The sequence below is a fragment of the Dyadobacter sp. 32 genome (assembly GCF_902506755.1).
In the GTDB taxonomy this organism is placed as follows: domain Bacteria; phylum Bacteroidota; class Bacteroidia; order Cytophagales; family Spirosomataceae; genus Dyadobacter.
Window position 1 is genome coordinate 6,252,766 of sequence record NZ_LR735258.1, and the last position, 22,193, is coordinate 6,274,958.

Consider the following 22,193-nt stretch of genomic DNA (forward strand, 5'->3'; position numbering starts at 1 on the left):
GCATCAGTGATGGTTGTCACTATGGGATTCGTTTCCGTAAAATGCGAAAGTGACTACCAGGCCGATTGTACCTAGAATGAAAATAAAGGTATCTGCAAAAACAGCCAGAATAGTAAAAAGTATCAGAAATGCAGCTATTGAAACTGCGAGTGGTACCGACTTGTGTTCGCTATGGGTTGTATCTGACATGGTTCAGTTAATTAGAATCAAATTTTATTGTGATGCGAAAATAAGAAATAGAGTTCAGTTTTGATAATTACCGGCCGTATTTGTCATACGTTTTGTCTATACAGTGAGATTTTAATAGGCCCTATGTTTACGTTGGAAGGCTTTTAAACAGCGAATACCTACTTTTGTTCAGTATATAAATACAAAATGTGGTTAAACTCCCACCTTTTGTCAACTGCTAAGTAATCTAAAATGCCTTATATAATTGGTTGTGATATTGGTACTACAAATGTAAAATCAGTTGCCTTCGATTCGGTATCGGGGAAAATTCTGGCTTCACATAGTGAAGGCTATGAAATGATTCATCCTAAACCCGATTGGAGCGAACAAAACCCCGATGAGATTTATGAGGCCACATGTATAGCTTTAAAAAATGTATGCGGTCAGTGCGCCGGAATGGGAGCGCTTATGGGGGTCAGTTTCAGTGCTGCCATGCATAGTGTTTTGGCTATAGACAAAGCAGGAAAACAGTTGACGAATCTAATCATCTGGGCGGATAACCGCAGCTCCGAAATTGCGATTAAACTTCGGACATCGGTGGTTGGTAAGAAAATCTACCAGCACAACGGAACCCCTATACATGCCATGACGCCGGTTTGTAAATTGTTATGGCTAAAAAGAAATGAACCGGACATTTACAAAAATGCGGATAAATTTATTGGTATTAAGGAATATATCATTTACCGGCTGACTGGAAAATTTCTGGTAGATTATTCGATCGCATCGGCCACCGGGATGTTTAATATCCGAGAATTGAAGTGGGACGCATATACACTTAAAAAACTAGGGTTAAAGGCTGCAAAGCTTTCGGAAGCTGTATTTCCTTATCATATAGAGAAGCTTCCTGCCGATAATGGTGCGCAATTACCCGAAGGTACATGCCTGATCATGGGTGCGAGTGACGGATGCCTGGCCAATTTAGGAAGCGGGGCAATCCGAACGGGCTCGATGGCTGTTACGATTGGTACGAGTGCCGCTGTCCGTATTTGTTCCAACCAGGCATACACCGATCCGCTCATGCGGACCTTCTGTTACATTCTTGACGAGCAGACTTACATCGTTGGCGGTCCATCCAATAATGGAGCCGTGATATTTGAATGGCTGATGAATACCTTTTTTGTAAATGAGCATTACGATCAGGTATTTCAGGATGTGTCGGAGATTAAACCGGGCGCAGACGGCCTTCTTTTTTATCCCTACCTACTTGGGGAACGTGCCCCTTTATGGAGCTCCGAGGTTCGTGGTGGGTTTTCGGGAATAGATATTCAGCATACCCGATCGCACTTTGCCAGGGCGGTGATGGAGGGGATTCTTTTAAATTTGGCCAGTATCGAAAGGGTTCTTCTGGAGATGCAACATATCGATACCATATACGCCAACGGTGGTTTTGCCAAGAGCCCTATCTGGGTTCAGATGCTGGCTGATATTTTTGGGAAAAAAGTGGTGCTCAACGAAACCGTGGAAACTGGCGCCGCTGGTGCGGCCATGATGGGGCTGAAAGCGCTCGGGATTTATAAGGAATATTCAGAAATGAAAGCTTTCACGCTGGTAGGCCAGGAGTTTATTGCGGATACATCAGTCCATGAAAAATATAAAACCCTGGGTGAAAGATTTGTAAAAGGATCGAAACTGATGCTCGCGCATGCGGTTTAGTTTGGGTAGAAAAGTGTTTGCTGCAAACTTTGCGATGTCCCCAGCCGTTTCACGTGTTTTTTTGGTTACAAAACTACTGCTTCCTAATCTGATTGGCAACTGGACACCCTAAACACAAAAAAACCGCCTCGACATTTTACAGTGAAGCGGATTTTTTTAATACTTAAGCTGATATCTAAAACTTGTACCCCACCGACAAGCGAAAGTTAGTCCCTGGTTCTGTTTGCCAGTAGTAGAAACCCCCTCCGTAAGTGTATATACCCCCTGAATAAAGATATTTGTTCAAGATGTTGTTAACAAGTAGGTTAACGGAGAATTTATCCTTTTTGTAAGTTACTCCGCCATCTATTCTGAAATAATTCGGCAGGTTATCCTGGGTGCCTTCGGACACAAACCAGGGAGAGCGGCCCGCCTGATACTGGTAGCCCATCGAAATGCCGAAGCCCTGGGCGGCACCGGATGCTATCGTGTAACTGAGCCAGGTATTCTGTACATGTTTACTTGATCCTTCGACCTGCTGGCCAATTGCCGCTTCATTACTGTGTTTTGTGATCTTGGCGTCGGTATAAGCATAATTGATCATGACATCCAGACCTCTAAAGATTTGTCCGCGTATGTCCCATTCAATTCCTTTTATTTTATGTTGCCCGCCCTGCTTGCTAAAGAAGGAAGCGGCGCCATTTGGATGTTCCAGATCTGCAACCAGAACATTGTCCTTGTTGATTTGATAAAAAGTCAGAGTAGAACTCCAGCTATCATTGAGCCAACCTCTTTTTAATCCAAATTCCATGTTGCTGCCAGTTTGTGGGTCAAAGCTTTTGCCTTGCCAGTCGGTGCCGAAATTTTCGTTGAATGACTGGTCGTAAAGCAGATAGGCTGTTGTGCTCGGGTTTATCGTATAACTTAGCCCGGCACGGGGAGTAAATTTGCCTTTTGAATAGCTTCCGTCGTAAGGGTTCGATACTTTCAATTTGGTGTAGCGAGCCGCCAGCGTCAGCCTCAGTTTGTTTTCCCAGAAGCCTAACTCATCCTGTGCGTACAAAGCTGTGTAGCCATTGGTATATCGCACGGTTCTTTCCCTTATGTTTTTACTTCTGTCGAATGTTGGGGCTGGGGTTAGCCCGTGTATGGGGTTGTAAATATCCAGCGGTACGCCATAGAGCTTCCACTGGCTCCAGTCGTGGAAAAACTCCTTGCTACTCATATCGAGCCCGCCAAGTATCCGGTGTGCAACTGCTCCTGTATTGATCTGTCCATTCACGAATATCTGGCCCGTTTTGCTCAATCCCAGAATATCCCAGTTGTTAATTGCGCGCTGCAGTGAGTCCGTCCTGCCTGTAACAAACCCGGAGGGCCATAAGGATGCGCCAACCTGAGTATAGTGGAAATAGGAGGCCTGAGCGGTCATCCTCCAATTTTCGTTCAACTTATGCTCGAAAATGGCTAGCATACTCCGGTCATGATTATTGGTAGGGGCCAGGTTTGCCTCTGATGTACTGAAACTTTTGGGAAGGTCTCCGTACCCCTTTTTCGAATAAGCATAATTGGACCCAATGGCATTCATTTGTGAAAACTGATGAGTGTATTCCAGCGTGATCGAGCTCTTGTCGTCGATCAGATATTTCAGAACCGGAACGATCGAATAGCGGTTATTGAAATCGAAATCCCTATGTGAACCTTTCAGTTGGCCCATCAGGTTCACCCGGTAGAGCAGTTTACCATCTTTTGACAATTTACCATCAAGGTCCAGCGTAGTACGGTAAGTATCGAAGCTTCCAAGTGTAATCCCAACCTCCCCTCTTGTTTGCCCGGTAGGTTTTTTGGTCACTACATTGTAAAATCCGCTCGGATTGCCATTTGCAAGCATGAACCCTGCAGGTCCTTTTACAAATTCTATCCGATCCACCATGCTCATATCTTCGGCAAGTGGTCCCCAGGGCATTTGAACGTTCATTCCGTTACGGAATGCGCCTACCTGGCTTCCTCGCATATTAATCCGGGCGTAATTATCCCAGTGCTCTACTTTGGTAGCACCGCTCACGTTTCGGGTGACGCCTTCCAGCATATCAAATATTTGTTGATCGGCTAAAACCCTCCTGCCAATCACCTGGATATTCTGTGGCGCTTCGAGAATGGGAGTTGCCAACCTCAGGCTTGGAGAGGTCTGGTCTGTTTTAAAACTGTTTCCCCCTGTAACGACCACTTCCTGCAATTGCTGTGCGGACTCGTCGAGGACAAAATCGGCGACGGTCTGTTGTCCATCCTTTATTTCAATGTCCTTTTCAACGGCCTGTAAACCAACCAGTGTTACTTTTACGACATAGTTGCCTGGTGTTATTTTATCAATCTGGTAGGCCCCTTCGGCATTGCTTACAGCGCCCATACGGGTTCCTTTTAAAGAGATTGAAACGTGAACTGCGGCATGTCCGTCGGCTGTATTAACGGTTCCTTTCAGGCTGCCTGTTTGCGCCCAAGCTGCTGTCACCGAAAGGATGCAAAGGGCAAGCGTATTGTATAAATTCCTCATTTATTTGAAACTGGTCTAATAATAAATCTGAGCGCAAATATCAGATACGAATTTTATGTAGACAAGTTTATTTGGATTTATTTTAAATAGTTGTCCGGTTAGACGAAACGCTGATGTTCGGGCTTGTTATTAATCATAATGGTCTGTATTCTAGTTGGTTGGAATGGTTTCTTGTATTTTAAAATGGTATTTATTGAAGTGATAGTTAAATGGTTTGGTAAAAAAAAGAGGATTTCAGTTCGAAATCCTCCCTTTTTATACGAATGCCTTACTGATCTGACGTTTTACTCCTTCACTTCCTTTACCATTTTTTCGGTGACCATTTTCTTTTCTGAGGAATTTCCCCATGAATTCTGAATGTAGTTCATTACATCGGATACTTCGCTATCGTCGAGGCCGGGTGCGGGCATCATGTTGTCGTAATCAATACCATTTACCTTGATCTTTCCGGCCAATCCAAACTTTATCGCATAGATGGCCTTTTCCGGTGTTTTTATGAGGTAGTCTGCCTTGGCCAGTGGCGGAAATGTGGCTGGCACGCCTTCGCCCGTGCCCATGTGGCAGGTAATACAGTTTTCGGAATAGATCATTTTCCCACGCTCAATACTTTTAGCAAGTTCACCATCCTGGTTTTGAAATAAAGTGGAATAAAAACTTAGTCCGGAAATGATTGTTAATGCTAATTTCATACTTGATAATCAAAAAAGGAACGAGCAGTCAGGAAATTACCATACTCATCATTCCTCATTTTTAATTGTAAATCACTTTTTGCTAATTCTCACAATTTTACCGGAGTTTTCCAGCACTACATACAGATTCCCATCCGGTCCCTGGCGTACATCTCTTACGCGGCCTAGTTTGTTGAAAATAATTTCGCGTCCGGTTACTTTGTTGCCTTTGATGGTCAAATGCTGCAGGTATTGAAATTTAAGCGAACCAACAATCAGGTCGCCATTCCAGTCCTTAAACTGAGAGCTTGTCACGAAAGTCATCCCGCAGGGAGCGATAGACGGTTTCCAGTAGGTCACAGGCTGTTCCATTCCTGCACGGGCAGTGTCCTTTGAAATGATACTGTTATCATAATCGATCCCAAAAGTGATCAGGGGCCAACCGTAATTTTTTCCCTTCTGAACAATATTCAATTCATCGCCTCCCTGTGGTCCATGCTCATGCGCCCAGATTACACCCGTAGTTGGGTGGATGGTCATGCCTTGAGGATTACGGTGACCATAAGTCCAGATCTCAGGGCGCGCACCTGGTGTTTTCACAAAGGGATTATCTGTTGGTATTTTCCCATCTTCATGTAAACGCACCACTTTTCCCTGATCTTTTCCCAGGTTTTGGGCGTTTTCTTTTTGTCCTCTTTCTCCCAATGACAGAAATACATATCCCTTTTTATCAAATACAATACGGCCACCAAAGTGATTGCCTCCTTTTACGTTTGGTAAGGCCTTGAATAGTTTTTGAACGTCTGTCAAAGCATGGTCTTTCAACTTGGCGCGGATCAGACCTGTATTGGCACCTCCATCATCACCTTCTTCCCCTTCTGCTTTTGGGGATGAATAACTGATGTAAATCCAGCCATTTTTAGCATAATCCGGATGCAACTGAACGTCCAGAAGTCCACCCTGTCCTTTGTAAAGAATTTCAGGTAGTCCGGAAATATCCTGAGGATCCAAAACCCCTTTTTTTACAAGACGTAGTTTTCCCACACGCTCGGTTACGAGCAAATCTCCATTAGGGAGGAAGGTAGTTGCCCAGGGCATTTTTAAACCGGAAGCGACCGTATCTACTTTCAGGTCTGCCTCAGACAATTTTTGTTTGGCATTTTTTTCTTCTGTACCCCTGTAGCTCATGAGCGCGATGGAGGAAGTTAACAGGACGCCAGCCATGAGCAGTGGAAGGCTTTTCTTAATCTTGGAAATATTGTTTTTCATACAATTCGCTAAAGGTGAACAAAGTTTTTGGAACGTATTGAGGCACAAAAGTAATGCCACTCACGCTTCTATTTAACTAATTTCAGGTCATTTAAATGCCCGGATATAAAATTAATTTCATCCGGTGTCAGTTTCATATCCGCCGCCGCTGCGTTTTCAAGCGCTTGTTTGGCATCGCGGGCACCTACCAATGCGATTGTAATCCCGGCCTGTTCAATCGTCCATTTCAAAACAAGTTGGCTTAGCAGTACATTTTTGTCGTTGGCCAAAGGTTTTATCTTTTCCAGAAATGCATTCACCTTTTCAATGTTTTGATCAGAAAAGTAGTGGAGGTCGGCCCGGTTGTCATCTTTGGCAAACTGATATCCGGGTTTGATTTTTCCGGTTAATAATCCGCGTTGAAGTGGACTGTAAGCCAAAATCGCCTTCTGATGTTCGATGCAGTAGGGGACAACTTCATCTTCAATATCACGGCGTACCATGCTGAAAGGTACCTGATTGGAAGCAAGATTGATGTATTTTGAGGCTTCACGCATCAGATCCGCGCTGTAATTACATACGCCTGCATAACGTACCTTCCCCTGTTTGATGAGGTGAGCTACAGCTTCCATCGTTTCTTCGATTGGGGTGGTTTTGTCATGCCAGTGAATTTGATAGAGATCGATGTAGTCGGTTCCGAGTCGTTTCAGGCTCCGCTCGCATTCTTCGATAATGCTTTCTTTCGCAGCATATTTGTAAATGTCAATATCGGTGCCATCGTTATCCTTACTGTGCATCGCGAAATCACCTTTTGCCAAATCCCAGCGCATACCATATTTGGTGAGAATCTGCACCTTGTCGCGGGGCAAACCTTTGATTGCCTCCCCCACGATTTCTTCACTCAGACCCATCCCGTAAACAGGTGCTGTATCGATGGAGGTGACGCCCGCGTGGTAGGATGCCTGTATGGCTCTTACCGACTCGCTTCTTTCGGTACCTCCCCACATCCATCCACCGGTTGCCCAGGCTCCAAAAGTAATGACCGATAACTCCAGATCACGATGTTCGGGGTGAATTGCATTTGTTATTTTTCTGTAAATCATCTTGTGTAGTGATTGGCTATCAGCTGATGGGCTTTTAGCTTGTTGTTTATTCAAACGGAGGGCTCAATAATTGTGCCATCCGTTTGCGGTCACATCGGCAAATGGCCCAGCGGTCTTCTTACTTTGTCAACGAAAAGGGTGCATTTTCGGGTTTCACACCCCATGTCTTCGATGGCTGGCTCGCCAGGTTAAACTGGATCTTTCCGCCTCTTAATATATCGCCATGTTCGAGGTAGGTATTGGGATACGGTTTACCATTCATTGCTGCTCCCTGAATGTACCTATTTTTATCGCTTGTTGCGGACGCTTCTACAACGAATTTCTTTCCGTTTTCCAACGTGATGGTGGCTTTCCTGAACAACGGTGAACCGATCACATACTGCGTGGTGCCGGGTGTTACCGGATAAAAACCAAGGGCCGAGAACACATACCATGCCGATGTCTGCCCATTGTCTTCATCTCCGCAGTAGCCATCCGGTGTGGGCTGGTACAACTTCCGCATGACTTCTCTCGACCAATATTGCGCTTTTGATGGTGCTCCGGCGTAATTGTATAGGTAAATCATGTGTTGTATCGGCTGGTTACCATGTGCATAGTTCCCCATGTTCATAATCTGCATTTCACGGATTTCATGGATGGGAAAGCCATAATAGCTATCATCAAATATGGGAGGAAGCGTGAAAACGGTATCCAGTTTTTGCACGAAAGCTTCCCTTCCGCCCATTAATCCTATAAGACCTTTTACATCCTGAAACACCGACCAGGTGTAGTGAATACTGTTCCCTTCGGTAAAGGCATCACCCCATTTGAACGGATTAAACGGTGACTGAAACTTCCCGTCCTTATTTTTTCCACGCATCCATTTGGTTTCCGGATCAAACAGGTTGCGGTAGTTCTGGCTTCTTTTCAGGTACAAGTCAATTTCAGTTTGAGGCTTTTTCAGTTCCTTTGCCAATTGAGAAATACAAAAATCGGCATAAGCGTATTCCAGCGTCCGTGCAGCATTTTCATTGATCTTAACATCATACGGAACATAACCGAGTTCGTTGTAATGTTCATGTCCAAATCGGCCCACTGAACTGACTGGTCCGGCGTGTTCCGTATTTTTTATGATTGCTTCATACAGCTTATTGATGTTGTAGCCACGAATCCCTTTCACGTAGGAATCGGCTATCAATGAAGCAGAATTGGATCCGATCATGCAATCGCGGTGGCCCGGACTGGCCCATTCGGGCAGAAAGCCGCTTTCGTCGTAGGCGTTAGCCAGGCCTTCCATGGTGTGGGCGTTCATGGTCGGATACATCAGCGTGAAGAAAGGGAAAACAGCACGGAACGTATCCCAAAAGCCATTGTCGGTAAACATGTATCCCGGCCGAACTTCCCCGTTGTAGGGGCTGTAATGTACAATCTGATTTTTGGCATCGAATTCATAAAATTTCCTTGGAAACAAAAGCACCCGGTACAGACAGGAATAAAAGGTACGTATCTGGTCAATATTATCTCCTTCAACCTTTATTTTAGACAATTCTTCATTCCATGTTTTCCGGCCTTTTTCAAGTGTGGCATCGAAACTGTCAGCCGCCAATTCTCTATTGAGATTTAACTCAGCCTGTTTCGGGCTAATAAATGAGGAAGCAACCTTCAAGCCTATCTGTTCGCCTTTTTTTGTTTTAAAACCTACCACAGCGCCCACGTGACCTGCTTTTAGTTCCAAAGTGTCTTTTGCAAGTGTTTTTCCATGAAATGCCGACGAAAAGGTGAATGCCTTGTCAAAAACCAGGACAAAATAGTTTTTGAAATTGGCAGGTACACCTCCGCTGTTTTTGGTTGTGTATCCTATAATTTTGCGTTCCGAGGGAATGATCTTGACATAGGAACCGCGGTCAAACGCGTCAAGTAACACGAATGAGCTATCTGACGCCGGAAACGTAAATCGGAACTGCGCCGCCCTTTCTGTGGGAGTGATTTCGGTGGTTACGTCATAATCAGCAAGATATACTTTGTAATAATGCGGTTTGGCGATCTCTGCCTTGTGAGAAAACCAGCTCGCCCGCGTTTCTTCGTCGACCTTCACCGACCCGGTCATAGGAAGGATCGAAAATTGTCCGTAATCATTTATCCATGGACTTGGCTGATGGGTTTGTTTGAAACCACGAATCTTTTCAGCGTCATACATATAACTCCACCCGTCACCCATTTTGTTGGTTTGCGGCATCCAAAAGTTCATTCCCCAGGGCATGGCAATGGCCGGATACGTGTTTCCCGATGAGAGGCTGAATTTGGACTGGGTACCCATGAGTGGATTTACCAGATCAACAAGGTTGGCCGGTTGGGCACAAAGGGAAAAGCTGGTAACGGAAAGGAACAGAACAAAGAGATTTTTTTTCATTTGTTGTAATAGTCTTGGATCGATTAGGTTATTTATTGGTAAAAATGAACGGACATACGAGGTTTCGTGATGACAAGTTACGAAAAGATTTAGTTTGGAGCTGAACCTGACATTTTGACCCGGCATGGTTCTTTCTGTTTAGACCTGATAGCTGGAAGAAAAGGAACACTCGGTACATTTTATGTTTTATTGAGTTCCATCTCCAGTGCCTAATGTGCGCCTGACACTATATTTTTAAGATAAATCGAAAAAAGAAGATACCGAAATTATGACTGAACACTTAAATCGCCTTACCCCACGTCAGATTGTTTTTGAGCTTGATCAATACATTATCGGACAAAATGACGCCAAGCGGAATGTGGCCATTGCATTGCGGAACAGGTGGAGGAGAATGAATAGCCCTGAAGACATCCAAAAGGAAATTATTCCCAACAACATCCTCATGATCGGTGCTACCGGTGTTGGTAAAACAGAAATAGCACGGCGGCTTGCCAAAATTGCTGATGCTCCGTTTGTTAAGGTGGAAGCGTCGAAATTTACAGAAGTGGGCTACGTGGGCCGTGACGTAGAAAGTATGGTGCGTGACCTGGTGGAACAGGCCGTGGGCATGGTGAGAACGCAAAAAAAGGAAGAAGTAAAAATAAAGGCAGAACAGGCTGTTGAGGACATTATTTTGGATGCACTGATACCGCCAATCCATAATTCAGGCCACGTAAAGGTGAGGTCGGAAAATGGAGTAAATCATGACGAGTCCATGCCGGAAGATGACGGGGAGCTGAACCAGCGTACCCGGGAGCGTTTTCGTGAGAAGATCCGTAATGGTGAACTGGATGGAAGAAAGATTGAAATTGAAATTCAGCAGAACCAGGCTCCTCATGTGGGCATGATTGGTGGTGCTGTGGATGATGTTTCGATGATGAATATTCAGGAAATGATTGGCAACATGATGCCACGTCGGGGTAAAAAACGTAAAGTGACAGTTGGCGAAGCCAAGAAACTGTTGCTGGACGAAGAGGCAGGAAAACTCATTGATATGGACGAGGTGAAATTAGAAGCCATCCAGAAAGCAGAAAATCTTGGGATCATATTCATTGATGAAATAGACAAAGTGGCTTCCAGCCGCTCGGGTGGAGGCAGCGGGCCCGATGTAAGTCGTGAAGGTGTACAAAGAGATTTGTTACCCATAGTAGAAGGTAGTGCTGTTAATACCAAACATGGGGTGATTAATACCGATCATATTCTTTTCGTAGCGGCCGGCGCATTTCACGTAGCTAAACCGTCGGACTTGATTCCTGAACTTCAGGGACGTTTTCCGATACGGGTAGAACTGAATAGCCTGACAGAGTCAGATTTTTATCAGATTCTGAAAACACCCAAAAATGCGCTGACCAAACAATACGTAGCGATGATGGAGGCCGAGGGAGTGGAACTGCAGTTCGAAGACGGCTCGCTCAAGGAAATTGCCAAAATTGCCTTCGAAGTAAATAGTGAAGTTGAAAATATTGGTGCGCGCCGCCTGCAGACCGTCATGAGCCTGCTGCTCAATGACTTCATGTTTGATATTCCTGATGTGATCGGTGCCGAATCGACCATTGTGGTTACAGCGGATCTGGTCAAGGAAAAGCTTTCACACCTTGTGAAAAACCGGGATTTGAGCCAGTTTATTCTGTAAGTTTCAGCCAAAATAATTTGGTAGCGTGGGTTCATGGAAGCAAATTCTGTGAACCCTGTTTATAATATCAGAGCAGATTATAAAAACCGATTTTGGTTAAGGATGTTACTGATCAGATCCTCCAACCTGATAAGCGCGACGGCACTTAGGGGGACGAATAACACAAGTGCTGTCGTCGCAGTTTTAATCAATGTGCTGTTTTAACCTTACTATCCGCTTGCGTTTTATTGTAATCATGCAATGTAAATGAATAGCAAACAGGCACATGCCGTTCCGCCAGGACATGTTAAGCCGATACTTATTGAACGTTATTCGATTATCAGGATAAGTTACTCAAAATACAACCATTTCAAAGCCAGCGGAAATTCTTTACTCCACCGCTTTTCATTATGCTGTCCTTTGGGGTCAATGGAGGTTTTGATTTTTACACGGCTGTAACCAAATCCTTGATTGTGAAGCGTTTCTTCGAGTTTATGTGTGTTCGGGACCATGTTGGCACCTTCTTTTCCACCTGCGTAAATATAAATACGGGTTTCGAAGGGTTCAAAAAAATGAATGGCGTCAAAATAAATTTTCTGGCTGATCCAGAGCGAAGGCGAAAAGATCATTAACCTGCCAAAGACATGCGGAAACATCAGTGCAGCATAAATGGTGAGTAAACCACCGACCGAACTTCCGCCCATGCCTGTGTTTAGTCTGTCTTTTTTCGTCCGGTATTGCGCGTCTACATGTGGTTTTAGGGTATCGGTCACAAAGCGTAAAAAGAGTGAACCCATTCCTTTGCCCAGTCTTGGATTATCATATGGCGAAAACTCCTGTATCCTTTCTTCATCACCGTGGTCGATAGCTACAATAATCACATCTCCTTTATCCTCTCCGGCCAATTCTGCCAGGCTTTTATCAATTTCCCAATTTCCATAAGTCGATCCTTCTCCAAATAGGTTTTGCGCATCGGTCATGTAAAGGACTGGATAATGCTTGTCTGGCTGTTCGTAGTAATTATGGGGAAGCAACACATGAACCCTGCGCTTCTTATTAAGCTGTGGTATTTCAAAAGTCTCGGAAAGTACCTCAATAATTGGGGCCACGCTTGTTTTATTAGACTTGTCCTTTTGCCAGCGTGTTACATAATCCAGTATGGTTCCCTGGCTTTGGCTTGTAACGCGATTGCCATAAGGCTGCCCCCACCGATCGAGTTCCACCTGATCCCAGCCGCCTCTTGTGAACTTGTACTCCAGAGGAAAGGGTAAATCGTCACCGGCAGGAAATTCAAATTCGTAATGACCCGGTTTTGTCTGCGTCATCTGGTTTGCAGGGAGGTCGGGAAGCCATTTGCAAAAATTTCCTGTGATATATATCGGTCTTTGGTCGGTAACTGGGGTGGTTAATTCAATACGGAGCGTATCGGTTAACGTTTCAACATCTTTACACATGTACTAAATTTCACTATTCTTTCGCTGTGGTGCAATTGGGGTACAAATTTACGGAATTTTGTCAGGTTTGGCGATATTTATTGTGCGTATATCCTTTATTACGTGATGTATTTTGTTGAATTTCAAATGCGCAACTGGTCTTATTTCAATGAAAGATCTACAAAATCAAAGGAGTAGGCGTGCCGGTCGTCAGCGGGGTGTTTAATGCGAATGTCTTCTTCCCAGGCAGCTGGATTGGTCAAATTGAAAAATGTATCGCCTCCGATTTCGGTATGTACTTCGGTTAGATAAATTTTATCTGCGAACGGCAAGGCTTGCCGATAGATGTTACCACCACCTATAATAAACGTTTCGGGTGTGCCTGTCAGCCGTGCTTTTTCAAGTCCGTCTTCAAGCGAAGAGGCGATAATAACACCGTCCTGATTATAATCTGGATTTCGGGTGATTACGATCGACGTCCGGCCTGGTAGTGGCTTTCCGATAGATTCATAGGTTTTACGTCCCATAATCATCGGATGTCCCAAAGTGAGACTTTTAAATCTTTTCAGGTCGTCAGGGAGTCGCCATAGCAGCTGGTTGTCTTTGCCGATGGCCCCGTTTGTAGAGACTGCTACAATGATTGAGATGCGCATTTTGTTAATGGTTTGCCGTAATTTTTGGTGAAAGTTATAATAAAAAGTACCCCTCTTTGTTTTTTCTCCTAAATATTGCCCCCCCCTGATGGATTTTAACGACCAGTTTCCATAATGTTTGAGTACCTAAGGAATGGACTATGATTTTGATAATCTGTGGAGGTTTCAAAATACTGTACATGATGAATCCATTAAAATATTACATCCCTGCGGGATTTTTTGGTTTTCTTTATTTCCTTTCTACCAATGTTGCATCCCTACGGGATTGGAGTCAGGCAATCTGGTAGAAAGGGCCATGGATTACGAATTCAAATGCCGTCAGGCATGTAATGTTGGTAGAATTGGCCATGGATTACGAATTCAAATGCCGTCAGGCATGTAATATTGGTAGAATTGGACATGAATTACGTTTTCGAATGCCGTCAGGCATGTAATGTTGGTAGACCATGCAATATTGGCGGACCATGCAACATTGGTAAAAATCACACCGGTAGTTTGAAAATATAGCGTTCATCGAAATCCACCTCGAATTTTTCTAAAAACAGTTTATATTCATCGAGGAAAGAGGTCTTTTTATGGTGTTCCTTCTGATTTTGGATGTACTGAATTACCTTCGGCACCTGCGATTTCGAATAGGAAAATACCCCATACCCGGATTGCCATTCAAATCGTGATATTCAAAACTTATTGTTGTTGATCCATTGCGACGAATCTGCCTTGACATCTTGCATGAAGTCAGCAACGGATTGGTGCGTGCCGAACCCAACTAAAAAGTGCATATGGTCAGGCATTCCATTAATAGCAAGCATTTTATGCTTGTTACGGGCCGTTATCCCTGAAATGTATTTATAAAGCTCAATCTCCCATTCCTCAGTAATTAGTGAGGCTCGGAATTTTGGTGAGAAAACAAATTGAAGATCAATTTGTGAGTAGGTGTTTGCCATGATTGTTGATTGTTTTTTGTAATACAATCCAGACGGCAAAAAGTCACAAGTTGATAATTTTCATTTGATTAGGTTCTACTTTGCTGTTTTCTTAAAAGATTTAGCCGATTAGATGTCAAAGTTTATTTCCCCTCAAAAATTCGCCGATCTCCATCCTCTTTTTTCCTTCAAGCTGTAAGATTTTTACGGAAATCCAGCCATCGTTCACTTTGAAATTCAGATAAGTTTTGCCATCCGTTCTGAACTCCCCGGGTGTTCCGGCGAATTCATCCTGTAAAACCTCGGTTTTGAAAATCTTACAGGAAAGTCCGTTCAAAATGGTCCATGCTGCGGGGTATGGTGAGAGCCCTCTTATGAAATTAAATACTTCAACAGCCGGCCGGTTCCAGTTGATCTCACAGGTCTCACGGAATATTTTGGGGGCCGATTTTATTTCGGCCGATTCCTCCTGCTCCTCCTGGGGGTATTGGCCTGCCTCAATGGCTTCAACCGTTTTTACCACAAGCTGAGCGCCTTTTTCCATGAGCCGTTCGTAAACGGTACCGGCGTCGTCATCCTGGTGTATAGGCTCCACATCCCTGAAAATAATTTTTCCGGTGTCGATCTCCTTTTCGATAAAAAATGTGGTTACACCTGTTTCCGTTTCTCCGTTAATTATGGCCCAGTTGATAGGTGCTGCACCACGGTACTGCGGTAGCAGCGAGCCGTGCAGATTAAACGTTCCATACCTGGGCATGCTCCACACCACTTCGGGTAACATCCTGAATGCTACCACAACCTGCAGGTCGGCATCCAAAGATTTTAACTTTTCAAGAAATTCAGGGTCACGAAGTTTTTCGGGTTGTAGAACAGGTATGTGATGCGCCAAGGCATATATTTTTACAGGAGAGGAAACCAGTTTTTGGCCACGGCCGGCCGGTTTGTCTGGCACGGTAATTACGGCAACAACATTAGATTTACTTTCAACGAGGCTTTTTAAACTGGCTACGGCAAACTCAGGCGTACCCATAAAAATAATTCTCAATCGTTCGGACATATTTGTGTCGGCTTTTGGAAAAATGGTTTGTACCATTTACAAATATTGCTATTTTTGTCGTTCATACTTAAAACTATGGCAAAGAATAAAAGATTCTACAGTCGAAAATTGAAGGTTTTCTAGTCGTCTACTACGGGTTGTGAATACTCTTGTAGAGCGGTCTTAGAGCCGTTCTTTTTTTTTATCCAAAAATCGAAAAACCAAAAGGATTAATTAACTATTTAAGGTCATGGCTAAAATTTCATACTATACCGAAGAAGGATTAAATAAGCTTAAGAACGAGCTGAATGACATGAAAACAAGAGGCCGTACTGCGATCGCTGCTCAGATTGCCGAGGCACGTGATAAGGGGGATTTAAGTGAAAATGCAGAGTATGATGCAGCAAAGGATGCGCAGGGTATGCATGAAATGAAAATAGCAAAACTGGAAGAGATTATGTCCAATGCGCGCGTGATCGACGAGTCGTCTATTGATAATTCGCAGGTGGCTATACTCTCAGTTGTAAAGATAAAAAACCGGAAAACCGGCATGGAAGTATCTTACACTTTGGTATCGGAAGAGGAGGCCGATCTTAAGACCGGGAAAATATCCGTGGGTTCTCCTATCGGTAAAGGGCTTTTGGGCAAGAAAGTAGGTGAAACAGCCGAAATAAAGGTTCCTGCCGGGTTGATGGAGTTTGAAGTGCTCGATATCAGCAGGTTTAGCTGACCTGTGCAAATTCAAAAAATCAGATGTTGGGTGGAAGAATGAGTAAATCATTTGAAAATCCAACATTTTTTCATTTCGAATAGCGCATTTGTTCTTCATACAGGGTGCCAAGGAGATGCTATAAATATGAGATTCAGAGGTTTCGTTTTAAATGTTTCGTTTCTTTGGGTGGAGGGGCTGGCCTTGTTTCCTTTCATACTATCGAGACGAAAGGCGCCTGGAAAAATTTTCCTGAATCACGAACGCATACACCTCCGACAGCAATTTGAAATGGGACTGCTTCTTTTTTATATTTGGTATTTCGCCGAGTATCTGGTCAGGTTAATAGAATTCGGAGAACATTCAAAAGCGTATTACAATATTTCGTTTGAAAGAGAAGCCTATCGTAATGAACGTGACCTTGAGTATCTGCGCAAGCGACGGTTCTGGGGTTTTTTGCAATATTTCTAGTGTATCATTTACAGAAAGGCCGATTCAGGTACGGTGAAATAGATTATTTTATTGGTAATTATTTTAAACAAATATGTCAGACAAAAGCACAGAATTTCTTTATAAATACTTGAATAATGCTTCGCCAACCGGTTTTGAATCTTCGGGGCAGCAGATTTGGCTGGATTATATCAAACCCTACATTGAGGAGCAAATCATCGATGTGTATGGGACGGCGGTAGGTGTCATCGGGCCTGGACAGGATTACAAAGTGGTGATAGAGGCTCATTCCGACGAGATTTCCTGGTTTGTAAACTATATCTCAGAAGAGGGCTACATACATGTACGTCGCAATGGGGGCTCCGATGCTGCTATTGCTCCGTCGATGCGGGTGAATCTGCATGGTGATAAGGGAGTTGTGAAGGGGGTGTTCGGCTGGCCGGCCATTCATGTCCGTGATACCGCTAAAGACCAGGTTCCGAAGGTTCATGAACTTTTCATAGACGTGGGCGCAGCCAAAAAGGATGAAGTACTCGAAATGGGAATACATGTGGGAACCGTTGTAACCTTTTCGGATGGACTGGATGAGCTGAACGGAAAATACTATGTTGGCCGGGCCCTGGACAACCGGGTGGGTGGTTTCATGATCGCTGAAGTAGCCAGGATGCTTCATGAAAATAACATTAGTCTGCCGTTTACGCTTTATGTCGTTAATGCGGTTCAGGAAGAAATAGGCCTCAGGGGAGCGGAAATGATCTCCCGGCGTCTCAAACCAGATTTGGCGATCGTGACAGACGTGACCCACGATACGCAGTCTCCGATGTACAATAAAAAAGAACAGGGTGATCTGAAAAGTGGGGGTGGTCCGGTGATCTGTTATGGTCCTGCGGTGCAGAATAATGTCCGGGCTTTGCTTGAAAAAGTAGCGTTGGAAAAGTCCATCCCATTCCAGCGGCAGGCCGTAAGCCGTTCAACAGGCACAGATACGGATTCGTTTGCTTATTCAACGGAAGGCGTTGCTTCTGCATTAATTTCGCTGCCTCTTAAATACATGCACACCACGGTGGAAATGGTACATAAGGAGGACGTGCAAAATGTGATTCAGCTCATTTATGATGTGCTTCTTTCCATCAAAGGAGATGAGGATTTTCGTTATATAAAATAGCACAAAGCAGGGGCAAAGGGCGTAGGGAACCTCCCATGCCCATGCTCCATGCACAACACTTCTTAATTATGGACAACAGCAGGGCGAAAGGACGTGGTGCGGGGATTAATACCCATAACAAGTTCCATAAACAAGAAATTGAGTATACCTCGGAAGACTGGCAGCAGTGGGAGGAAGCCGAAGTAAATCCCAAAACCCAGTTCATCATGGAGGAATCTAAAACACTGTTAAGTGTTTCGGATAGTCCTGATCTGCGAAATTACAATTCCATAAATCCCTATCGTGGTTGCGAACATGGCTGCGTTTATTGCTATGCACGCAACTCTCACGAGTACTGGGGCTTTTCTGCCGGACTGGATTTTGAAACCAAGATTGTAGTCAAAAAAAATGCCCCTCAGCTTTTGGAAAAGCTGTTTCATTCCAAAAAATGGGAGCCAACACCTATCATGTTTTCGGGCAATACCGATTGCTATCAGCCGGCAGAGAAAAAATTCAGGCTCACGCGACGCTTGCTGGAAATATGTCTTCAATATCGGAATCCCGTAACGATTCTGACTAAAAACGCTCTGATATTAAGAGATCTGGACATACTGGAGAAGTTGGCGAAACTGAATCTTGTTCACGGAGCGGTTTCGATCACATCTTTGAACGAGGATCTGAGAAGTGCCCTGGAGCCTAGAACAGTTACGGCTAAAAGACGATTGCAGGTTGTAAAGCAGTTACACCAGGCCGGTATTCCCATGGGGATTATGAGTGCCCCGATCATTCCCGGACTCAACGACCATGAAATCCCTGCGATTATTAAAGCAGCGTCAGAGCATGGTGCTGTTTGGGCAGGGTACACCGTTGTGCGATTAAATGGCTCCATTGCAGCGCTTTTTGATGAGTGGATTCGTCACCATTTTCCTGATAAAGCCGAAAAAGTGCTGAATCAGATCAAGGCGTGTCACGGTGGAAACCTGAACGACTCCCGCTTTGGAGTAAGGATGACAGGAGAAGGGAATTATGCAGAACACATCAGGCAGCTCCATAATTTTGCCTGCAGGAAATACTTCAAGGATAAAGAGTTGCCCAAACTTGATACTTCCGGATTTATTCGCGGAGGTCAAATGAATCTGTTTTAGCTGAAAATTTGTGATAAATATGAAAAAATACTTATTGTCTCTGAGTTTGTTTCTACTGGGTTATCTGAATAGCAATTGTGCTAATTCGTCCGCGGGCAAAAGTCCATCATCTGAAGTGCCTGACTCTACCAATACTACGACCGAAAAGAAGCCAGAGGAGAAGGTGTTGAAAACAGGCGCTGACCGAACTTCGGAATATCTGACTTACCTCAAGGGAAAAAGGATAGCAATTGTAGTAAATCAAACTTCGATAATCGGTAAAACGGCTATTGTGGATAGTTTGGTGAGTTTAGGAGTTAATATCAAAAGAATATTCGGGCCCGAACATGGCTTTCGCGGAACGGCCAGTAATGGTGATAAAGTTAATGACAGCGTGGATGAGAAGACTGGGATACCGGCCATTTCACTTTATGGCAAACAAAAGAAACCAAGTGCGGAGCAACTTGCCGATATTGATCTGGTTATATTCGACATACAGGATGTGGGAGCCCGCTTTTACACCTACATCAATACCCTTGGTCATGTCATGGAGGCGTGTGCGGAAAATAACAAGGAGCTGCTCATCCTGGACCGGCCAAACCCAAATGGCTTTCTGGTTGATGGTCCCATGCTTGAAGATCACCTGCATTCGGGAATTGGGATGTATAAAATACCCATTGCACATGGAATGACCGTCGCTGAATTTGCACAAATGATCAACGGAGAAAAATGGCTACCAAATAAACTTATCTGTAAACTTAAGATCATTAAAGTAGAAAAATACACACATGATTCGCCTTACGTACTGCCTGTTTTACCGTCTCCTAATCTGAATACCCAGCAATCGATCATGCTTTACCCGCATATCTGTATGTTTGAAGGAACAATTATCAGCCAGGGTAGAGGTACTTACATGCCTTTTACGGTTCTTGGAGCACCGTTGTTAAAAGGGAAATTTACTTTTTCTTTTAAGCCTAAGGGTATAAAAGGCATGAGTGAAACACCGTTGCACCAGGATCAGGAATGTTATGGGCTGGATCTGCGCAAATATGATATCAAAATACTGCGTAAATCACGGAAAATCAATTTGGGCTGGTTGATTGATCTTTATAAGGCGTATCCTCAAAAGGACAATTTTTTTGACCGAAGCCAGAGTAAGCAAATGGGGGATTTCGACAAACTGTCAGGCAATGAATCTCTTAGGGAGCAGATTATTGCCGGCGCTTCCGAAGCTGACATTCGCAAGAGCTGGGAGCCCGGACTTTCGGATTATAAAACCATGAGAAAGAAATACCTTATTTATCCATAACATGGATGGGGAGGTCGACGCTGAATTTTAGTCATTTACAATAGAAAACCTACCCTGGCGCGAAGGGTAGGTTTTCAGTTTTACGTAACGTCAAATAAAAAAACAGTGAACTGATATTGGAATAGAAATTTATTTTTGGCTCTAAATGGATCATAGTGGGTGATGGTTTTTTAGATGATGTATTTTTTGAAGATCGGCCTTACGAAAATCAGGAAATTGGCTTGTCCTGGGCCGTAAAGATCGCAACGGCGCCTGCCAAAAAACTGTTTGACGACGAAGGAGGAGCGGTCAATGTCATTAAGGCAAGCAAGAATCCGAAGGATTCTAATGTTTATAGCATATAAGAATTGTTTAATTATACGACCCTAACGGGGTCGAACAGTCAAAAACCTTATCTATCTATAAACATTTGACCTCTTTGAGGTCTTCTAAATCCTTAACTTAATGACATTAGAGAAGCGGTCCCGCTCCGGCGTACCGGCCGCACGGTTAATTTTTTGTGCGGTCAAGACAAAAAAGTAAAATCTATCAAAATGCGATAAATCTAGTTTTTATCTTACCCACTCCTATGTTTACAAAGTTAATTCAATCGGAAGTGTATGAGTTAGATTTGTAAGATAAAGTGACAAGAGGATGAGAGCAGATTACCCACTCAATAACTCACGAAGTATATTGTTTTGTAGAAAATGCCTCATCCTTTTTTTATCTTTTCGAGTCTGAACAGAATGTAAGGAATTGAGTATTGCTCAATATCCAGAATATCCAACCAGGAGACAAGACTGCGGGAGATTCATCACTTTATGTTAACCATTAACATTAGACTGATGAGCGTTTTAAAACAAGTATTAGGAGTAGATGTTGCCCGGAAAGAATTAGTGGTCACATTAGGTCGCTTGCTGGCAGATTTAAGTATCGAATTGTATGCTTATAAAGTTTTCGCAAATAGCGAAAAGGGTTTTTTATCCTTGCTGACATGGACTAAAAAGCTGATGGATCCGGACACAGAAGTTCGATTTGTAATGGAAGCTACAGGTGTTTACCACCAGAAGTTTGCTTATTTTTTGGATGGTCATGGATACAGTTTAAGTATTGTTTTGCCGAACAAAATCAGCAATTACATCAGGACTTTGGAGGTTAAAACCATTACTGATAAAAGCTGTTCTGAGGCCATCGCCAGGTTTGGGTTAGAGCGAAAGCTAGATAACTGGAAACGTCCTAAAAAAACGTATAAAAGCCTTCAGCAACTTACCAGAGAGCGTGATCAGGTGGTTTTAGAGCGATCAATGGTAAAAAATCAGCTGCATGCCGAAAGTCAGGAAGCAGAACCGAATGATCGGAGCTTAGAGCGTTTGAAGGAACGAATTAAGTTTCTAAGTAGTCAGGAAAGGGAAATCAAAGAAGATATAGATCAGGTTGTTAAACGGGATGCTGAGCTCAAAAAAGAAGTAGAGATTATCAGTAGTATCCCAGGGGTAGGAGAATTGACAGCTGCTATTATTCTGGGCGAAACGAATGGTTTTGAATTGATACGAAATAAGAAACAGCTCACGAGTTATGCGGGCTTTGATGTGAAAGAAAAGCAATCGGGTACTTCAGTGAAAGGCAAGCCGAGGATTTCGAAAAAAGGGAACCGGAGTCTCAGGAAAGCGATGTATTTACCATCAATGAGCGCAGTAAAATGGGATGAAAACTTTAAAAATATGTACGTGAGGATCGTAAGTAAACAAGGCCTAAAGATGAAGGCCTTGGTAGCTGTCCAGAGGAAATTATTGGAACTCGCTTACACGCTATTTAAGACAAAAACAAGCTACGACAAATCCTATGAAAGCAAAAAGGCAGAACAAAAAAATAGCATGTCACCGACAAAGGCATAAACATGCTATACTGGCTGGCTCTAGGCCACCTTCAAAAACAAAGGTATAAAAAATTAAAGTTTTTATAGGTT

19 protein-coding genes are annotated in these 22,193 nt (G+C 43.7%); 9 read left to right on the plus strand and 10 right to left on the minus strand.

From position 1 onward, the window contains the following. Nucleotides 1–3: 3 nt before the first annotated feature. A complete protein-coding gene (locus DYADSP32_RS25620; protein WP_149240096.1) occupies nucleotides 4–189 on the minus strand; it encodes a hypothetical protein in 186 nt (61 codons plus the stop codon). A 231-nt stretch (nucleotides 190–420) separates the two neighbouring features. Between DYADSP32_RS25620 and DYADSP32_RS25625 the strand changes: the two genes are divergently transcribed. Further along, nucleotides 421–1,881, plus strand: a complete 1,461-nt coding sequence (locus DYADSP32_RS25625; protein ID WP_149240095.1) for a gluconokinase — start codon at nucleotides 421–423, stop codon at nucleotides 1,879–1,881. Between the two features lie 175 nt (nucleotides 1,882–2,056). On the opposite strand, the gene DYADSP32_RS25630 is transcribed toward DYADSP32_RS25625, so the two are convergent. From DYADSP32_RS25630 to DYADSP32_RS25650, 5 genes are all read right to left on the minus strand, one after another. Further along, the gene (locus tag DYADSP32_RS25630) at nucleotides 2,057–4,408 is read right to left on the minus strand and encodes a TonB-dependent receptor (RefSeq protein ID WP_149240094.1); all 2,352 of its coding nucleotides are present in this window, start codon (nucleotides 4,406–4,408) and stop codon (nucleotides 2,057–2,059) included. A gap of 284 nt (nucleotides 4,409–4,692) precedes the next feature. After that, the gene (locus tag DYADSP32_RS25635; protein ID WP_149240093.1) at nucleotides 4,693–5,097 is read right to left on the minus strand and encodes a c-type cytochrome; all 405 of its coding nucleotides are present in this window, start codon (nucleotides 5,095–5,097) and stop codon (nucleotides 4,693–4,695) included. A 72-nt stretch (nucleotides 5,098–5,169) separates the two neighbouring features. Then, on the minus strand, nucleotides 5,170–6,345 hold the full coding sequence (locus DYADSP32_RS25640) for a PQQ-dependent sugar dehydrogenase (RefSeq protein ID WP_149240092.1): 1,176 nt from the start codon (nucleotides 6,343–6,345) through the stop codon (nucleotides 5,170–5,172). Between the two features lie 68 nt (nucleotides 6,346–6,413). Further along, nucleotides 6,414–7,427 carry an aldo/keto reductase gene (locus DYADSP32_RS25645; RefSeq protein WP_149240091.1) on the minus strand — a complete coding sequence of 338 codons (1,014 nt, stop codon included), beginning with the start codon at nucleotides 7,425–7,427 and terminating at the stop codon, nucleotides 6,414–6,416. 118 nt (nucleotides 7,428–7,545) lie between these two features. After that, nucleotides 7,546–9,816: a GH92 family glycosyl hydrolase gene (locus DYADSP32_RS25650; protein ID WP_149240090.1), complete on the minus strand. Its 2,271-nt coding sequence runs from the start codon at nucleotides 9,814–9,816 to the stop codon at nucleotides 7,546–7,548. Nucleotides 9,817–10,084: 268 nt separating this feature from the next. Between DYADSP32_RS25650 and hslU the strand changes: the two genes are divergently transcribed. Beyond that, the gene (hslU, locus tag DYADSP32_RS25655) at nucleotides 10,085–11,488 is read left to right on the plus strand and encodes an ATP-dependent protease ATPase subunit HslU (protein ID WP_149240089.1); all 1,404 of its coding nucleotides are present in this window, start codon (nucleotides 10,085–10,087) and stop codon (nucleotides 11,486–11,488) included. A gap of 329 nt (nucleotides 11,489–11,817) precedes the next feature. On the opposite strand, the gene DYADSP32_RS25660 is transcribed toward hslU, so the two are convergent. The 4 genes from DYADSP32_RS25660 to fmt all read right to left on the minus strand — a co-directional run bounded on the left by DYADSP32_RS25660 (nucleotide 11,818) and on the right by fmt (nucleotide 15,533). Beyond that, the gene (locus DYADSP32_RS25660; RefSeq protein ID WP_149240088.1) at nucleotides 11,818–12,921 is read right to left on the minus strand and encodes an alpha/beta hydrolase; all 1,104 of its coding nucleotides are present in this window, start codon (nucleotides 12,919–12,921) and stop codon (nucleotides 11,818–11,820) included. Between the two features lie 140 nt (nucleotides 12,922–13,061). After that, nucleotides 13,062–13,553 (minus strand): dihydrofolate reductase, encoded by a 492-nt coding sequence (locus tag DYADSP32_RS25665; RefSeq protein ID WP_149240087.1) that lies wholly within the window; start codon nucleotides 13,551–13,553, stop codon nucleotides 13,062–13,064. Nucleotides 13,554–14,230: 677 nt separating this feature from the next. Beyond that, nucleotides 14,231–14,497 carry an IS200/IS605 family transposase gene (locus tag DYADSP32_RS25670; RefSeq protein ID WP_414618060.1) on the minus strand — a complete coding sequence of 89 codons (267 nt, stop codon included), beginning with the start codon at nucleotides 14,495–14,497 and terminating at the stop codon, nucleotides 14,231–14,233. Between the two features lie 115 nt (nucleotides 14,498–14,612). Then, entirely contained in the window at nucleotides 14,613–15,533 is a 921-nt protein-coding gene (gene fmt / locus DYADSP32_RS25675) for a methionyl-tRNA formyltransferase (RefSeq protein ID WP_414618061.1), read from the minus strand. A gap of 229 nt (nucleotides 15,534–15,762) precedes the next feature. Between fmt and greA the strand changes: the two genes are divergently transcribed. The 7 genes from greA to DYADSP32_RS25710 all read left to right on the plus strand — a co-directional run bounded on the left by greA (nucleotide 15,763) and on the right by DYADSP32_RS25710 (nucleotide 22,122). Further along, nucleotides 15,763–16,242 (plus strand): transcription elongation factor GreA, encoded by a 480-nt coding sequence (greA, locus tag DYADSP32_RS25680; protein ID WP_149240086.1) that lies wholly within the window; start codon nucleotides 15,763–15,765, stop codon nucleotides 16,240–16,242. A 126-nt stretch (nucleotides 16,243–16,368) separates the two neighbouring features. Further along, a complete protein-coding gene (locus DYADSP32_RS25685) occupies nucleotides 16,369–16,692 on the plus strand; it encodes a hypothetical protein (RefSeq protein ID WP_149240085.1) in 324 nt (107 codons plus the stop codon). Between the two features lie 73 nt (nucleotides 16,693–16,765). Next, nucleotides 16,766–17,836, plus strand: coding sequence for a M42 family metallopeptidase (locus DYADSP32_RS25690; RefSeq protein WP_149240084.1), 1,071 nt, complete (start codon nucleotides 16,766–16,768; stop codon nucleotides 17,834–17,836). Between the two features lie 68 nt (nucleotides 17,837–17,904). Next, nucleotides 17,905–18,960 (plus strand): PA0069 family radical SAM protein, encoded by a 1,056-nt coding sequence (locus DYADSP32_RS25695; RefSeq protein WP_149240083.1) that lies wholly within the window; start codon nucleotides 17,905–17,907, stop codon nucleotides 18,958–18,960. A gap of 19 nt (nucleotides 18,961–18,979) precedes the next feature. Further along, on the plus strand, nucleotides 18,980–20,248 hold the full coding sequence (locus DYADSP32_RS25700) for a DUF1343 domain-containing protein (protein WP_149240082.1): 1,269 nt from the start codon (nucleotides 18,980–18,982) through the stop codon (nucleotides 20,246–20,248). Nucleotides 20,249–20,403: 155 nt separating this feature from the next. Beyond that, nucleotides 20,404–20,592: a hypothetical protein gene (locus DYADSP32_RS25705; protein ID WP_149240081.1), complete on the plus strand. Its 189-nt coding sequence runs from the start codon at nucleotides 20,404–20,406 to the stop codon at nucleotides 20,590–20,592. A gap of 480 nt (nucleotides 20,593–21,072) precedes the next feature. Continuing rightward, nucleotides 21,073–22,122, plus strand: coding sequence for an IS110 family transposase (locus tag DYADSP32_RS25710; RefSeq protein WP_149240080.1), 1,050 nt, complete (start codon nucleotides 21,073–21,075; stop codon nucleotides 22,120–22,122). Nucleotides 22,123–22,193: the final 71 nt, after the last annotated feature.

Coding starts and splice junctions, on each gene's coding strand:
- DYADSP32_RS25700 (WP_149240082.1), top strand. CDS start 18,980: ATGAAAAAATACTTATTGTCTCTGAGTTTGTTTCTACTGGGTTATCTG.
- greA (WP_149240086.1), top strand. CDS start 15,763: ATGGCTAAAATTTCATACTATACCGAAGAAGGATTAAATAAGCTTAAG.
- hslU (WP_149240089.1), top strand. CDS start 10,085: ATGACTGAACACTTAAATCGCCTTACCCCACGTCAGATTGTTTTTGAG.
- DYADSP32_RS25710 (WP_149240080.1), top strand. CDS start 21,073: ATGAGCGTTTTAAAACAAGTATTAGGAGTAGATGTTGCCCGGAAAGAA.
- DYADSP32_RS25695 (WP_149240083.1), top strand. CDS start 17,905: ATGGACAACAGCAGGGCGAAAGGACGTGGTGCGGGGATTAATACCCAT.
- DYADSP32_RS25685 (WP_149240085.1), top strand. CDS start 16,369: ATGAGATTCAGAGGTTTCGTTTTAAATGTTTCGTTTCTTTGGGTGGAG.
- DYADSP32_RS25640 (WP_149240092.1), bottom strand. CDS start 6,345: ATGAAAAACAATATTTCCAAGATTAAGAAAAGCCTTCCACTGCTCATG.
- fmt (WP_414618061.1), bottom strand. CDS start 15,533: ATGTCCGAACGATTGAGAATTATTTTTATGGGTACGCCTGAGTTTGCC.
- DYADSP32_RS25645 (WP_149240091.1), bottom strand. CDS start 7,427: ATGATTTACAGAAAAATAACAAATGCAATTCACCCCGAACATCGTGAT.
- DYADSP32_RS25635 (WP_149240093.1), bottom strand. CDS start 5,097: ATGAAATTAGCATTAACAATCATTTCCGGACTAAGTTTTTATTCCACT.
- DYADSP32_RS25620 (WP_149240096.1), bottom strand. CDS start 189: ATGTCAGATACAACCCATAGCGAACACAAGTCGGTACCACTCGCAGTT.
- DYADSP32_RS25660 (WP_149240088.1), bottom strand. CDS start 12,921: ATGTGTAAAGATGTTGAAACGTTAACCGATACGCTCCGTATTGAATTA.
- DYADSP32_RS25625 (WP_149240095.1), top strand. CDS start 421: ATGCCTTATATAATTGGTTGTGATATTGGTACTACAAATGTAAAATCA.
- DYADSP32_RS25690 (WP_149240084.1), top strand. CDS start 16,766: ATGTCAGACAAAAGCACAGAATTTCTTTATAAATACTTGAATAATGCT.
- DYADSP32_RS25670 (WP_414618060.1), bottom strand. CDS start 14,497: ATGGCAAACACCTACTCACAAATTGATCTTCAATTTGTTTTCTCACCA.
- DYADSP32_RS25665 (WP_149240087.1), bottom strand. CDS start 13,553: ATGCGCATCTCAATCATTGTAGCAGTCTCTACAAACGGGGCCATCGGC.
- DYADSP32_RS25630 (WP_149240094.1), bottom strand. CDS start 4,408: ATGAGGAATTTATACAATACGCTTGCCCTTTGCATCCTTTCGGTGACA.
- DYADSP32_RS25650 (WP_149240090.1), bottom strand. CDS start 9,816: ATGAAAAAAAATCTCTTTGTTCTGTTCCTTTCCGTTACCAGCTTTTCC.